Here is a 12,820-nt window from a genome sequence, read left to right on the forward strand (position 1 = left end):
CTTTGCGAAGAACGGGCCGCTCGAGGGAGCTACCGCGGGTCGACTACGCGGCCGAGAAACAGCGTCGCGCCCGTCTCGCGGTCCCGGATCAGAAACAGGAACGGCCGGTCGACGACCATCCGGAAGTCGACCGCAGGGGCGGAGTCGGCCTCCATCTCGACACCCGTCGCGGCCGCGGCCTCGGTCCCCTCCTCGTCGACGGCGACGTAGGCCTCGTGGCGGACGTCGCCGACGAACAGGTTCTCGTCGATCTCCTCGAGGGGGACCATCCCGTCGAAGTTCGCCCGGTCTGGATCGAACGCCCGCTCGATCCCCAGCTCCGCGAGGACGTCGGTCAGGCCGAACCCGGCGTCGAACTCGAACCGAGGGAGGACGACCTCACCCTCCCGCTCCTCGAGGGCTTCCGTGAACGTCGCCAGCGCCTCGGCGTCGAGTTCGTCTTCGACCCGTTCAAACTCGTCCTCCGGCGGGAGGACGACGAGCATGCCGATTTCCTCGTTGACGTAAGGAAGGTCGACGACCTGGTGGCCCTTGACCTCGGCGTAGGGGAACGTCTCGGTCTGGCGCATCAGGGGTACCTCGGTCGTCTCGCCGTCCAACAGCGTGAACTCCTCCTCGCGCGTGTCGCCCTCCTCGAACTGGTGGTGCCAGTCGGCTAGCAGGTAGACGGCGTTCGCTAGCACGAGCCGCGTCTGATCATCGAACGAGCCGTCCGGAAACAGCTCGTCGATGCGCTCGTTCGTTCGCTCGGCGACCCACCCGTTGATCTCCTCGCGGGCGCCCTCCGGATCCCCGCCGAAGTCGGCCGTCCGCAGCTCGGCCCCGTAGCGGCCCTCGAGGATCTCCAGGTACGACTCGCGGTAGGGGTAGCCCTCGAGTCCCCAGACCGCGTTCGCGACCGCGAGTTCGAACTCCCTGTCTGCCGCGGCGTCCGCGCGCTCGTTCAGCTCGTACTGGAGCTGCTGATGGGCGGATCGGAGCGCCTCGCGATCGTCCGGAAACCGGAGCGCCTCGGCGATCTCCTCGGCCGTCTCCTCGCGAGCCCCCGCGTCGGTCATCCCGAGCGCGAAGCCGACGCTGGCGGGTGATACGAGCAGGTTCTCGTCGGGGTTGGCGTCGGCGAGTCGATCCAGTAGCGCGAGTCCGAACTCGACGTTCCCCTCGACCGCCCGCTCGAGGGCGTCGCCGTCGTGATCGGTCGCCGCACCGACGCCGGGAGCGGGCTCGACGGTCGGGCTCGAGGCGGCGTCGCGGCCGAACCGCCACCAGAGGGCGCCGCTCGCGAGGGCCGCCCCCGATGCGGTCGCGAGCCGTCGTCGCGATAGTTTCATACAGCTAACCCGTTGCCGGCGTCGAAAAACCCCTGGGCAGGGTGAAAGCGGCGTTTGAGCTAGAGCAGAAGCGATTGGGAGCGTCCTCGAGATCGCGTCGCTACCCGTCGTCGGGAGCGCGCTGCGGATGGGAAGTCGTTGCTCGACGCTCCGCGAATCGCCCGCCGACGTAGCCACCGAGTGCGCCGAGCGCGGCCGCGAGGGTCGCGACGAGCAGCGCGGTCAGCAACAGCGTCGTGCCGACGACGATCGCCTCCCCGATTTGTCCGATCGTCAGCAGCCCCGCGATCAACCCGCCGAGGACGAAGACGAGGACCGCGAGGACCGGAGCCGCCGGCAGGAATCCGGCGAGCGCTCCGACGCGGACCGTGCGATCGGACTCGCCGCGCGCGAGGTAGCCGGCCACCCCACCGCCCAGTGCCGGCGAGAACGGGACGAACGACAGGACGACGGTGACGACGGCGCCGAGGACGGCGTAGGTTCCGTACGAACTCGTGGGCTCGCCCGTTTCGCTCCGGCGGTGGGCGCGCCGTCTCGCGACGAGGTAGCCGACGGCGACCAGCACCGTTCCGGCGCCGACCACCAGCAGTCCCGTTCCTGTCCACGAAACGGCTGCGTCGGCCACCTCGAGCGCCTCGGCGTCGGTCAGCTCCGTCGTTGCGACCGTTACCGTCACCGTGCCGTCCTCGATCCCGGCCGCGAGCCCGTCCCGGTCGACGAGGAAGACGAGCGCACTGCCGGCGACGACCGAGAGAAGACCGACCAGCGCCACGACGGTCGCGAGAATCCAGTCGACGACCTCCGGTAACGGCCCGTCGGCGGTCGGATGCCGCTCTCCGTCTACCCGCTCGGCTGGTGTCGATCCCATGATATTCGTTCGTACGTGAGGCGGTCGCTTATAGCTCACAGGGACCGGAGAGCAACGACGATCGGACTGTGAGGAGCGCCCGCTACGCCGACTTGCCCTCGAGGTACGAGGGCCGCTGCTCGTACTCGATCGGATCGCGAACGCCGAGACGCTGGAACGCCTGCAGGCGGTAGGCACAGGCGTCGCAGGTGCCACAGGCCGGCTCGTTCTCGCGGTAACAGCTCCAGGTGTGCTCGTAGGGGACCTCAAGCTCGAGCCCCCGCTCGGCGATGTCGGTCTTCGATTCCTCGACGAACGGCGCCTCGATCGCGATCTCGGTACCGGGTTTCGTGCCGACGTCGACCACCTGCTCGAAGGCCTCGAAGAACTCGGGTCGGCAGTCGGGATACCCCGAGAAGTCCTCGCTATGGGCGCCGATGAATACCGCCTCGCAGCCGTTGGCCTCGGCGTAGGAGACTGCCATCGCCAGCAGGTTCGCGTTTCGAAACGGGACGTACGAGGTCGGGATCTCGTCGCTGTCCATATCGGCGTCGGCGACGTCGAGTTCGCCGTCGGTGAGACTCGAGGCCCCGATCGCCGAGAGGTGGCCCGTCTCGATTCGCAGGAAGTCCGCGGCGTCGAACGCCTCGGCCAGCCTGCGGGCACACTCGAGTTCGCGGTCTTCGGTACGCTGGCCGTAGGAGGTGTGCAGCGCGTAGATCTCGTAGCCCCGCTGGCGGGCGACGGCGGCTGCGGTGGCGCTGTCCATCCCTCCGGAGAGGAGGACGACGGCGCGTTTTTCGGTCGGTTCGTCGTTCCGTGCGGGCGTGTCCTTGGTCGTCGTGGTGGTGTCGTCGGCCATGGTCGTGATGTCGTCGGTCATCGTGTGAGTCGGTGTCGTCGGCTACGTTTCGGGGGCGTCGTTCCAGAGGTCGACGTGGAGTCGGGGCGTGTACCGGAAGCCGTACTCCATCGCCAGCTCGGCGACGCGGCCGCGGGTTTCGGCGAGTCGTTCGCGGGTGGCACCCTCGGGCATCAGGAGGACATCGTCGTCACGGATCGGCTCGCTCGTCGCGCCGCGGAGCTCCTCGAGCAACTCGAGGATCTCGGGCATGTCGTCGGCGTCGGTGACGACGAACTTCAGCTGGAACGGGTAGTCCTCGACGAGTGCGGCGAGCGCCTCGAGGTCGATGCGGTCGTTCTCGTGGTGCTCGGCCCACTCACCGTCGCCTTTAGGATCGCGCTCCGACGTCGGTGTCGAGCTCTCGAGCTTCGGGCTGATCGAGGCGAGGTTGATCGGCGCCTCGCGGTAGATCGTCCCGTTGGTCTCGACGGTCGTGTGGTAGCCACGCTCCTCGAGGGCGTCGAGCAGGTCGACGCTCTCCTCGTGAAGCAGGGGTTCCCCGCCCGTGAGGACGACGTGGTCGGCCTCGGCGTGGGCCTCGACTTCGGCGACGATCTCCTCGAGGCTCATCCGGGCGTGGGTGGGTTCCCAGGAGGTGTGGTAGGAGTCACAGAACCAGCACCGAAGATTGCAGCCGCTGGTGCGGACGAACACCGACGGAACCCCGGCGAGGGTCCCCTCGCCCTGCAGCGAGTAGAACAGCTCGTTGATCGGGAGCCCCTCGCCGCCCGGGTTGCGGTCGGCGACACACTCGCGGTCCGTCGAGTCGGAGACGGGCATCTCAGACCCCACCGCCCCCGCAGAGTTCGCTCGTCTCGTTGACCTGGACGGCGACGTCGACCACGGTGTCGGGCAGGGCGGCCTCGAGTTTCTCCTCGAGGAGGACGCTCATCACCTCCGCCGTGGGCGGGTGCTCGAGAACGATCACGCCGTCGTCGTCGCCGGCTGCCTCGAAGGCCTCGACCAGGGGGTCGCCGCGCTCGAGCAGGAACATGTGATCCCACTCGTCGATCACTGCGGTAATAGCTCCCTTGTCGGCGACCCATCCCTCCTCGGTGAGCTCGCCCTCGACCCTGACGGCTACCTCGTAGTTGTGACCGTGTGGTCGAGCGCACTTGCCGTCGTGGTGGAGCAGGCGGTGGCCGGTACTGATCCGGATCGGGCGGTCCCGGCCGACGTGGAGGACTCGGCGGCTACCGACGACGTCGGCGTCCTCGCGGATAGAGAGCGTCTCGGTCATACCGAGGTATTCTTCCGAGAATACTTAGGCCGGTCGGTCCGAACTTGAGTCGACGGTCCAAGGGCGAGGAGTGAGGGAGTACGTTTCCGCTGTTCTTCGGTTCACGAGTGTAAACAATCCGCTGTAAGCACCGGGTCTTCCTCACGCTATTGGGTCGCGTCCAGAACCGCTCCACTGCTGTGTGGAGTTGGCGGCAGAGAACCCGACTCCACGTGAATGATCCGAGCCACTGGGTTTCCCGTCCGGATGCAGACTACCAGAAACCCCACTGATTCCGCTATCGACGGGAGGTGGAGAATCCCCGGTATGCTTATCCCATCTTGCTGTGTATGTGTACGTGTACATGGGAACGAAAACGATCAGTATCAAAGACGACGCGTACGACCGTTTGAAGCGCCACAAGCGAGGCGATGAGAGCTTTAGCGACGTCGTTATGCGGCTGACAGAGCGGGAGAACGATCCGATGGAAGCCGCTGGAACGTTCCCCGGACTCGGTGAGGAACGTGACGAGTTCCGCGACCGATTCGACCGCGACTCGAGGGAGCGCCGTGATCTTGGACAGTAGCGCTCTCGTCGACTTTCTCGACCCGGAGACCGACCATCACGAGGACGTCCGATCGTACATCGAAGATCGGCCGACCCAACCCTGGTTCTCGCCGACGATTGTCTTGTTCGAACTGTATCAGTACCGAGCCCGCCAGGCCGGACGTGACGGTGTCGCCGACCTCGCCGAACGACTCGACTGGGTCGATCCCCTCGAGTTCACGGAACCGGCCGCTCGAGAGGCGGCGGTGATCGACGCGGAACTCATGGCTGATGGGAATCCGATCAACATGATGGACGTCCTGATTGCGGGCGTCGCTCGCAGCGTCGATATGGCGCTGCTCGCTCGAGACGGCGACTTCGAGAGAATCGCTGGGCTCGACGTGGAGTACTACGCTGCTACCGATCGCGAAGCGTCCGACTCCAACTAATTCTCTCGAGCCGTCAGCGGGGTTGCGGAGCCAACTCCGACATGACGCCTTGAACTTCGATGATGCCAACGTGCGGTATACCGGTCGTGTGCGAGGGTTCATCCGACGGTTAGGATCGGCTCTCGAAACCGCACTCCCGACCACCGTTACGGCTCGCCCTCGAGTCGCTCCCGCAGCCGAACTCTGGCCTTGTTCCGTCGCTCCCGGTTTTCTTTTCATGCGATAGGGAGCGGGGTCGACGGCTGGCGGGACCCATTTGAACCGTCGGTTCGAAGGCGAGGTATGAACGCCGCGGTCGTGACGGTTGGAGACGAACTGCTCGCCGGACGGACGACGAACACGAACGCCACCTGGCTCTGTGAACGCCTCACGGATCGGGACGTGACCGTCGAACGCGTGACGACCGTTCCCGACCGGATCGAGGACATCTCGTCCGTCGTTGGCGACTATAGCGCAGCCTACGACGCCGTCCTCGTCACGGGCGGGCTCGGACCGACCCACGACGACCTCACGATGGAGGCGATCGCGGCGACGTTCGGACGCGACCTCGAGACCGACGAGACGGCCCTCGAGTGGCTCGAGGAACACGGCTACTCGCGGTCGGATCTGACGACGGGGACGGCCGACCTGCCCGCAGGGTCGCGGCCGCTACACAACGAGGCGGGAGTCGCGCCCGGTGCGGTTCTCGAGAACGTCTACGTTCTCCCGGGAGTTCCCACCGAGATGCGAGCGATGTTCGAGACGGTCGCCGAGGAGTTCACCGGAACTCGGGTGTACAGAGAGACGGTCGTCGCCGACGAACCCGAGAGCGCGCTGCTCGATCGCCTCGAGAACCTCAACCGGGAGTTCGACGTCTCGGTGGGGAGCTACCCCGGCGAGTCGGTCAGACTCGAGCTCTCCGGACCCGACGAGGAGACGGTCGCGGCGGCGGCGACGTGGCTCCGCGAGCGAGTGGAGACGGTCGAGGAGTCGTAGCGGTCGCGGACACCCGTCGGACCGCGCTATCGGTGAGGCTTCAGGGGCAGGCCTCGAGGCACTCGCCCGGTCTACCTGTAGAGATACGCCAGCCAGACGATCGTGACGACGAGACTCAACAGGAGTGTTCCCCAGCCGACGATATCCATCGGCAGCGTCGGTTCGGCCTCGAGCACGACGGCAATCAGTTCGTTCATGCGTCGCGGTCGGTTCCGGTCCCTCTTAGTCTTTCAGAAAGCGTGTCGTTCGATGAAAAGCCACACGGCTTTGGTCGCCGCCTCCGAAGGCCCGCCATGGACACGATCGGCGTCGTCGTCAACCCGATCGCCGGCATGGGCGGGCGGGTCGGACTGAAGGGAACCGACGGGAAGGTCGCGGAAGCGCGCCGACGCGGCGCGACGACACGAGCACCCGAGCGGGCGCGACAAGCCCTCGAGGTGCTGGCCCGCAAAGCCGACGACCTGACGGTGTACGCGGCCGCGGGGCCGATGGGGGAGGACGCGGCTCGAGACGCGGGTTTCGATCCCGAGGTCGTCTACGATCCGTGGGCACCGTCCGACGAGGGACCGCCCGAGGACCCCGGCGAGGCCGAGACCACCGCCGAGGACACGCGGGCAGCCGTCCGGGCGCTTCTCGAGGAGAACGTCGATCTCGTCCTGTTCGTCGGCGGCGACGGGACGGCGGTCGACGTCGCCGAGGTGCTCGAGGAGACCGGCGACGAGACGCCGATGCTCGGCGTGCCCGCGGGGGTCAAGATCTACTCCTCGGTGTTCGCCGTTACCCCTAGAGACGCCGGCCGGATCGCGGCCGGGTTCGACGCGGTCGAGCCCCGCGAGGTCAACGACATCGACGAGGCGGCCTACCGCGAGGGCGAGGTTCGGTCCGAGCTCCGGGCGGTCGTCCCGGTGCCCGTCGCGCCGGACGTCCAGTCGGGAAAGCAGGTCTCGAGCGGCAGCACCGAATCGCTGGCCGCGGGCTTCGCTCGCGAGATCGAGGACGGGCGGACCTACGTCTTTGGGCCGGGTGGGACGGTCGGGGCGATCGAGTCGGAACTCGGGATCAACGCCTCCCCGCTCGGGGTCGACGTCTGGCGCGACGGCGAGGTACTCGCACGGGACGCCGCGGAGGCGGAGCTTCTCGAGGTCCTCGAGGAGCCAGTCACGATCGTCGTCTCGCCGATCGGCGGTCAGGGGTTCGTCTTCGGGCGGGGTAATCACCAGCTCTCGCCCGCCGTCATCGAGCAGGCCGACGAGATCGCGGTCGTCGCCGCCGGCGAGAAGCTGGACGCGATCGACGCGCTCCGTGTCGACACCGACGACGACGATCTCGACGAGGAGCTACGGGGCTGGATGAAGGTACGAACGGGACGGTTCACGACGCGGCTCGTGAAGGTTGTTTAAGGAGGGGCCGTTCTGAGGGTTCTGTGACAAGGATATTACTATCGGATGCGAATATACTGTGTGTATAGTCAGGATTAAGGTATCCTCTAGCCTACTCCGGCGCATGGAAACGCGGAAAGTGCAGCGACTCGGTCCGTCGACGCTCGCGATGACCCTCCCGGCGGAATGGGCGTCCGAGCACGACGTCGAGAAGGGAGACGAAGTGACGATCCGGACTAGCGGCAAGGGCACCCTAACGGTGATGCCGGAGTCGGCCAACACCGAGGAGACGGAAGCAACGATCCACGTCGACAACCTCGACGCGGCCGCCGTCGAGCGGGCAATCGTCGCCCAGTACGTCCTCGGCCGACGGGTGATCCGGATCCAGTGTGAGGACGGCGCCCTCGAGTCCGAGCACATCAACGCGGTCTACCAGGCCGAGACGCAGCTGATGGGGCTGGGCGTGATCGAGGAGACCCCCGAGAACATCTCGATCCGCTGTTCGGTTGACCCCGAGGACTTCACCCTTGACAACCTCCTCGAGCGCCTCGAGCGAACCGGGAGCACGATGCGCGGCGAGGCGATCAAAGCACTGGCCCACGGCAACCCCGATCTCGCCCAGCGCGCGCTGAACCGCGAGCGCCAGGCCAACAAGATCTTCGTGCTCCTGCTCCGCCTGATCTTTACGGCCTACCAGAACCCCAACCTCGCGCGGGCGGTCGGGCTCAACAGCGGGTTCCCGCTGATCGGCTACCGATCGATCGCGAAGAACCTCGAACTCACGGCCGACAACGCCGAGGACATCGCCGACATCGTCATGGAGACGGAGGGCCACACCCTCGACATCGACAGCTCCATCATGCGAGACATCCGCGAGCTGAACGAGATCGTCGACGAGATCACCTCGCTGGCGGTTGAGGCCGCCGTCGAGCGGGACTACGACAAATCAAACAAGGTTCGAGCGCTGTTCCACGAGATCGCCGATCGGGAGAAGGAGATCCTCGCGGACCTTCCCGAGATGGACAACGAAGACCTGCTTCGGGTTCGGGAGGTGCTCGTCAGCCTCCAGCAGACCGCCCAGTACGCGATGCGAAACGCCGAGATCTCGGCGAACCTCGCGCTCAACGAGGAGTCCGAGCATACGACGATCAGCTGATCGACCTCCGAGCTTCGGCCTCGTGAAGCCGTCACGAAGGGCTCTCTCGAGCGCTCGAGCCGGAGCCGAGTGGGGCTCCCGTCGGTATTCCTCACCAATTTAAATCAGATATTAGCCAATTGAAAAGATGTATATACGGCCGTTTCAATACTCGCTGCCATCGTCCGACACATCGCCCGTCTCCAGAACACCGTCCGATCGCAGAGTACGCTCCTGGTCGTGATCGGTGCCACGCTCGCGGGCGTCGCGTACCCGACGTTCGCCGCCCCCCTCCAGCCGCTCCTGCCGGTGCTCGTCGCCGGACTGATCTTTACCGGATTCTACGGATTCAGTCTCGGGGAAGCTGCGGAGCAGCGCGTCTCCCTTCCCGTTGTCACCTCCCTACTCTGTCTCTACCTGCTCGTCCCGGTCGCGCTGTACCCCGTCGCCGCCGCGGTGCTCTCCGGGGAGATGCTCCTGGGCGTCCTCGTGGTCCTCTCGGCGCCGCTGGCGGCCGGGAGCTCGATCATCTGGACGCGCCTGGGTGGCGGAAACACCGTTCTGACGACGATCGTCGTCCTCGCTTCGATGCTGCTCGCGCCGCTCGTCATGCCCTCGCTCATCACCCTGTTCGCCGACTCGGCGGTCGAGGTCTCCGCCTCGGCGCTGATCCTCGAGCTCGGCGCGATCGTCCTCGCGGGCGGGGCGCTCGCGTACGTCGTCCCCGACGGTTCGGTCTCCGAGAGCCAGCTCGACGGGTTCTCGATTGCCACGATCGGTGCGCTGATCTACGCCGGCGTCGGCAGCTCGACGCTCGCACTCGAGCCCTCCCAGCTTGCGTTCGTCGGCGCGATCGGGGCCGCGGCGATCGGCCTCAGCGCGGCGGTCGCGTACGGACTGTACGTACATGGGATGCGACAGGACGACTGCGTCACCGTCCTGTTCTCGAGTTCGATGAAGAACATGAGCGTCTCGGTGATGATCGGCGCGGTGCTGGGCGGAGGGACGATCGTTGCCAGCATCACCGCCTTCTACGTCGTCCAGCAGCTCGTGAGCAGCTCGCTGGTCCGTCATCTCGACGCTGCCACCTCCGGATAGTCGGCGATGCCCAGTTGTGGGTACCCCTCGGCTTGCACGAATGAAAGCAATTAAGCGACGTCACTCGGAACCCTCGAGCATGACTACGCAATCGGAGTCGACGGACAAGGGCCTGGGACTGGCGCTTGCACTCGGTGCGGTCGCAACCATCGGCGCGCTCGGCATGTTGGTCGGCGCCCCCGACATCGAAGCCGCGTGGGGCTTTGCCGGCGCGATGCTGTTTAGCGCGCTCGCGATCGTCGGAATTCACCTCTACTGGGACTGACACTCCCATCGGTTCGCCGTTCGATATCGCCCTTCGAGAGTTGGCGTCAAACGTTAATACCGCCGACGACCTACACTGCGTAACGGACGATGACGAACTACTCCGACGAAGAGCAGCGTATTCTCTCGTACCTCAGGGAGAGTGCCGCCCGCGGCGAGCAGTACTTCCGGGCGAAAAATATCGCGGAGGCGATCGGCCTCTCATCGAAGCAGGTCGGCGCCCGCCTCCCCCACCTCGCCGAGAAGTCGGACGAGGTCGACATCGAGAAGTGGGGCCGTGCCCGGTCGACGACCTGGCGAGTCACCGTCAGCTGAGACGGACTGTGGGACTCGGTCCCGACGCAACCTCGAGCCGTCCCCCGATCGCATCGGAACTCCCTGTGACGGACCGTCTGAGGGGTTCGTGGTCTTTTTACCCGAGAACGACCGACGTAGTTGCATGACTGTACGCGTCGACCGGTCGTTCGAGCTCGCGGCGCCGCCGGAACGGGTCTGGGAGTTCATCGTCGATCCGGAGAACCGCGCCCGGGCGATCAGCGTCGTTCAGGAGTACTCCATCGACGGCCCCGAGGGCCGACAAGCGACCTGGCAGGTCGAGCTTCCGATCCCGCTCGTTCGCCAGACCGTCGCCGTCGAAACCGAGGACATCACTCGGGACCCCCCGGAGTACGTCAAGTTCACCGGACGGTCGACGGGGCTTGACGTCACCGGCGAACACCGGATCGTCGAGACCGAGACCGGAAGCCGCCTCGAGAACGAGTTCGTCGTCGACGGCAAGCTGCCGGGAGTCGAGAAGTTCTTCAAGCGCAATCTGGACGACGAGCTCGAGAACCTGCAGCGGGCGCTCGAGCGCGACCTGGAGGGATCGCCGTGAGCGCCGACGGACTCGAGCTCGCGCTCGCACAGCTCGAAATCGAGGCCGGCGACGTCGAGGGCAACGTCGAACGTGCCCTCGAGGCGATCGAACGGGCCGCCGACCGGGGCGCCGATCTGATCGCCCTACCGGAGCTGTTCAACGTCGGCTACTTCGCGTTCGACCTCTACGAGCGCTACGCGGAGCCGTTCGAGGGGGAGACGTTCACCCGACTCAGCGAGGCCGCCGCGGATCACGGGATCGCCGTCCTCGCGGGGACCATCGTCGAGGATCTCGCCGAAACCGGCTCAGTCGAGACGCCCGCCGACGAGGGGCTGGCCAACACCGCCGCGCTGTTCGACGCCAGCGGCGAGTTACAGCTGGTCTACCGCAAACACCACCTCTTCGGCTACGATTCGGCCGAAGCCGAGCTGCTCGTCCCCGGCGAGCGGATCGAGACAGCGTCGATCGACGGCGTCACGATCGGCGTGACGACCTGTTACGACCTGCGATTCCCCGAACTCTACCGGGAGCTGGTCGACGCCGGCGCGGAACTGCTGGTCGTCCCCAGCGCCTGGCCCTACCCGAGGATCGAACACTGGGCGACCCTCTCGCGGGCGCGGGCGATCGAGAACCAGTGTTACGTCGCGACGGTCAACGGCTCCGGCGAGTTCGACGACGCCGGCGCCGAGCTGCTTGGACGGTCGACGGTGTACGACCCCTGGGGCGTGACGCTCGCCTCAAGCGGCGACGATCCGGCCTTCGTCACCGCCGAGATCGATCCGGACGCGATCGCGTCGATCCGCGAGGAGTTCCCCGCCCTCCGGGACCGCCGACTGTAGCCGACCTCGACCGCTGTTTTTTTATCCACTGACGGCATTGTCTTGGATGCCGGTTACAGGCGCTTTTCACGTCAGACCGGCACTGCGCGTCGCTCCGGCCGCGCTCGCTCGATTTCCCGGGAATCGAGCACCCCACTCCCGTCGGCTCGTCTTCGCCCGCGCCACTCCTTTCGCCCGCGTCTTTCACGGTTCGTTCTCGAGCATCGCTTCGGCTCGACGGGTCATCGTTTCTCGAGAACCGACCGCCACTGGACGTCGCCGTATCGGGCCTCGGCGACCGTCCACGGCGTTCCGACGGTCGCTTCCCGGAGCCGATCGACGCTGAACAGCCGAAACAGCAGCGTCCGACCGACGTCGTCCTCGTACTCGCAGTGGTACACCCGATAGGCCAACCCGGGCGCGGCGTCCTCGCGGTACCCGAACGTGTCAGCGGTCGCCGCCAGTTCCGGGGCGTAGTTGTCGAGGACGGCCGTCGCGTCGGGTGTCGTCACGAATGCGAGATCGGTGAGGAACTCCCGGACGGCACTCATCGAGCCGGCCAGCCCGACCTGGGTGCCGATGGCGTGGGCCGATCGGAACCGATCGCGGTCGAAGCACCGCCGAAGCGAGAACATATCGGCAAGTCTGGCGTCCTCGACGCCCCGCTCCCGCATCACGTCGACGAGCGGTTCGCTCACTTCGATGGCGACGGTCTCGAACTGCTCCTGGTAGTAGAGGGTGTCTCGCCCCGCGCCGGCGCCCATCTCGAGCAGCGGTCCCTCGAGCCACGCGTCTCGCCAGGCGTCCCCGTCGTGGTCGCCGAAGTACCACTCTTCGATGGCATGCTCGCGGCTCTCCTCACCGTCGCGATCGAGCAGCGGCGCCGTTCGCTCGCCGCGGTAGTGGTCGCGGACGGCACAGCCGAACGGATCGTGTGTCGTCACAGTGTGTGACACACGCTCGACCATCTTGACCTCCTCCCACGACTGAAGTTGTGGG

General features: G+C 66.4%; 17 protein-coding genes. 10 read left to right on the forward strand and 7 right to left on the reverse strand.

The genetic code is table 11. The features are described from left to right. Positions 1-29: 29 nt before the first annotated feature. The 5 genes from QA600_RS11640 to QA600_RS11660 form a co-directional block, all read right to left on the reverse strand. The gene (locus tag QA600_RS11640; RefSeq protein ID WP_278292112.1) at positions 30-1,331 is read right to left on the reverse strand and encodes a serpin family protein; all 1,302 of its coding nucleotides are present in this window, start codon (positions 1,329-1,331) and stop codon (positions 30-32) included. Between the two features lie 100 nt (positions 1,332-1,431). Beyond that, positions 1,432-2,199 carry a DUF5518 domain-containing protein gene (locus QA600_RS11645; RefSeq protein ID WP_278292113.1) on the reverse strand — a complete coding sequence of 256 codons (768 nt, stop codon included), beginning with the start codon at positions 2,197-2,199 and terminating at the stop codon, positions 1,432-1,434. Between the two features lie 82 nt (positions 2,200-2,281). Next, the gene (queC, locus tag QA600_RS11650; RefSeq protein ID WP_278292273.1) at positions 2,282-3,040 is read right to left on the reverse strand and encodes a 7-cyano-7-deazaguanine synthase QueC; all 759 of its coding nucleotides are present in this window, start codon (positions 3,038-3,040) and stop codon (positions 2,282-2,284) included. A 42-nt stretch (positions 3,041-3,082) separates the two neighbouring features. Beyond that, positions 3,083-3,862, reverse strand: a complete 780-nt coding sequence (locus QA600_RS11655; RefSeq protein ID WP_278292114.1) for a 7-carboxy-7-deazaguanine synthase QueE — start codon at positions 3,860-3,862, stop codon at positions 3,083-3,085. Position 3,863: 1 nt separating this feature from the next. Then, positions 3,864-4,322 carry a 6-pyruvoyl tetrahydropterin synthase family protein gene (locus tag QA600_RS11660; RefSeq protein WP_278292115.1) on the reverse strand — a complete coding sequence of 153 codons (459 nt, stop codon included), beginning with the start codon at positions 4,320-4,322 and terminating at the stop codon, positions 3,864-3,866. A gap of 343 nt (positions 4,323-4,665) precedes the next feature. Between QA600_RS11660 and QA600_RS11665 the strand changes: the two genes are divergently transcribed. The 3 genes from QA600_RS11665 (at position 4,666) to QA600_RS11675 (ending at position 6,271) form a co-directional block, all read left to right on the forward strand. Next, positions 4,666-4,887, forward strand: coding sequence for an antitoxin VapB family protein (locus QA600_RS11665; RefSeq protein ID WP_278292116.1), 222 nt, complete (start codon positions 4,666-4,668; stop codon positions 4,885-4,887). After that, positions 4,871-5,296: a PIN domain-containing protein gene (locus tag QA600_RS11670; protein ID WP_278292117.1), complete on the forward strand. Its 426-nt coding sequence runs from the start codon at positions 4,871-4,873 to the stop codon at positions 5,294-5,296. Before QA600_RS11665 ends, QA600_RS11670 begins: the two co-directional genes overlap by 17 nt. 282 nt (positions 5,297-5,578) lie before the next feature. After that, entirely contained in the window at positions 5,579-6,271 is a 693-nt protein-coding gene (locus QA600_RS11675; RefSeq protein WP_278292118.1) for a molybdopterin-binding protein, read from the forward strand. Positions 6,272-6,342: 71 nt separating this feature from the next. Here QA600_RS11675 and QA600_RS11680 read toward each other — a convergent pair whose 3' ends face one another. Next, positions 6,343-6,468 carry a hypothetical protein gene (locus QA600_RS11680; RefSeq protein ID WP_278292119.1) on the reverse strand — a complete coding sequence of 42 codons (126 nt, stop codon included), beginning with the start codon at positions 6,466-6,468 and terminating at the stop codon, positions 6,343-6,345. 96 nt (positions 6,469-6,564) lie between these two features. Here QA600_RS11680 and QA600_RS11685 point away from each other — a divergent pair, with 96 nt between their 5' ends. From QA600_RS11685 to QA600_RS11715, 7 genes are all read left to right on the forward strand, one after another. Further along, a complete protein-coding gene (locus QA600_RS11685) occupies positions 6,565-7,671 on the forward strand; it encodes an ATP-NAD kinase family protein (RefSeq protein WP_278292120.1) in 1,107 nt (368 codons plus the stop codon). 103 nt (positions 7,672-7,774) lie between these two features. Then, the gene (locus QA600_RS11690) at positions 7,775-8,806 is read left to right on the forward strand and encodes a phosphate uptake regulator PhoU (protein ID WP_278292121.1); all 1,032 of its coding nucleotides are present in this window, start codon (positions 7,775-7,777) and stop codon (positions 8,804-8,806) included. 219 nt (positions 8,807-9,025) lie between these two features. After that, complete coding sequence (locus tag QA600_RS11695) at positions 9,026-9,883, forward strand: bile acid:sodium symporter (protein WP_278292122.1); 858 nt, start codon at positions 9,026-9,028, stop codon at positions 9,881-9,883. 79 nt (positions 9,884-9,962) lie between these two features. Next, positions 9,963-10,148: a hypothetical protein gene (locus QA600_RS11700; RefSeq protein WP_278292123.1), complete on the forward strand. Its 186-nt coding sequence runs from the start codon at positions 9,963-9,965 to the stop codon at positions 10,146-10,148. Between the two features lie 89 nt (positions 10,149-10,237). Beyond that, the gene (locus QA600_RS11705; protein WP_278292124.1) at positions 10,238-10,462 is read left to right on the forward strand and encodes a hypothetical protein; all 225 of its coding nucleotides are present in this window, start codon (positions 10,238-10,240) and stop codon (positions 10,460-10,462) included. Positions 10,463-10,586: 124 nt separating this feature from the next. Further along, entirely contained in the window at positions 10,587-11,021 is a 435-nt protein-coding gene (locus QA600_RS11710; RefSeq protein ID WP_278292125.1) for an SRPBCC family protein, read from the forward strand. After that, positions 11,018-11,842, forward strand: coding sequence for a carbon-nitrogen family hydrolase (locus tag QA600_RS11715; protein WP_278292126.1), 825 nt, complete (start codon positions 11,018-11,020; stop codon positions 11,840-11,842). The genes QA600_RS11710 and QA600_RS11715 overlap by 4 nt, the downstream gene beginning before the upstream one ends. 221 nt (positions 11,843-12,063) lie before the next feature. On the opposite strand, the gene QA600_RS11720 is transcribed toward QA600_RS11715, so the two are convergent. Further along, entirely contained in the window at positions 12,064-12,765 is a 702-nt protein-coding gene (locus QA600_RS11720) for a class I SAM-dependent methyltransferase (protein WP_345782027.1), read from the reverse strand. Positions 12,766-12,820 lie beyond the last annotated feature (55 nt).

The organism is Natronococcus sp. A-GB1 (assembly GCF_029688845.1).
Lineage (GTDB): Archaea > Halobacteriota > Halobacteria > Halobacteriales > Natrialbaceae > Natronococcus.

What these genes read in the sequence shown, in the direction of transcription:
- QA600_RS11685 (WP_278292120.1), top strand. Translation starts at nt 6,565, where the DNA reads ATGGACACGATCGGCGTCGTCGTCAACCCGATCGCCGGCATGGGCGGG.
- QA600_RS11665 (WP_278292116.1), top strand. Translation starts at nt 4,666, where the DNA reads ATGGGAACGAAAACGATCAGTATCAAAGACGACGCGTACGACCGTTTG.
- QA600_RS11710 (WP_278292125.1), top strand. Translation starts at nt 10,587, where the DNA reads ATGACTGTACGCGTCGACCGGTCGTTCGAGCTCGCGGCGCCGCCGGAA.
- QA600_RS11655 (WP_278292114.1), bottom strand. Translation starts at nt 3,862, where the DNA reads ATGCCCGTCTCCGACTCGACGGACCGCGAGTGTGTCGCCGACCGCAAC.
- QA600_RS11640 (WP_278292112.1), bottom strand. Translation starts at nt 1,331, where the DNA reads ATGAAACTATCGCGACGACGGCTCGCGACCGCATCGGGGGCGGCCCTC.
- QA600_RS11690 (WP_278292121.1), top strand. Translation starts at nt 7,775, where the DNA reads ATGGAAACGCGGAAAGTGCAGCGACTCGGTCCGTCGACGCTCGCGATG.
- QA600_RS11675 (WP_278292118.1), top strand. Translation starts at nt 5,579, where the DNA reads ATGAACGCCGCGGTCGTGACGGTTGGAGACGAACTGCTCGCCGGACGG.
- queC (WP_278292273.1), bottom strand. Translation starts at nt 3,040, where the DNA reads ATGGCCGACGACACCACCACGACGACCAAGGACACGCCCGCACGGAAC.
- QA600_RS11680 (WP_278292119.1), bottom strand. Translation starts at nt 6,468, where the DNA reads ATGAACGAACTGATTGCCGTCGTGCTCGAGGCCGAACCGACGCTGCCG.
- QA600_RS11660 (WP_278292115.1), bottom strand. Translation starts at nt 4,322, where the DNA reads ATGACCGAGACGCTCTCTATCCGCGAGGACGCCGACGTCGTCGGTAGC.
- QA600_RS11705 (WP_278292124.1), top strand. Translation starts at nt 10,238, where the DNA reads ATGACGAACTACTCCGACGAAGAGCAGCGTATTCTCTCGTACCTCAGG.
- QA600_RS11645 (WP_278292113.1), bottom strand. Translation starts at nt 2,199, where the DNA reads ATGGGATCGACACCAGCCGAGCGGGTAGACGGAGAGCGGCATCCGACC.
- QA600_RS11700 (WP_278292123.1), top strand. Translation starts at nt 9,963, where the DNA reads ATGACTACGCAATCGGAGTCGACGGACAAGGGCCTGGGACTGGCGCTT.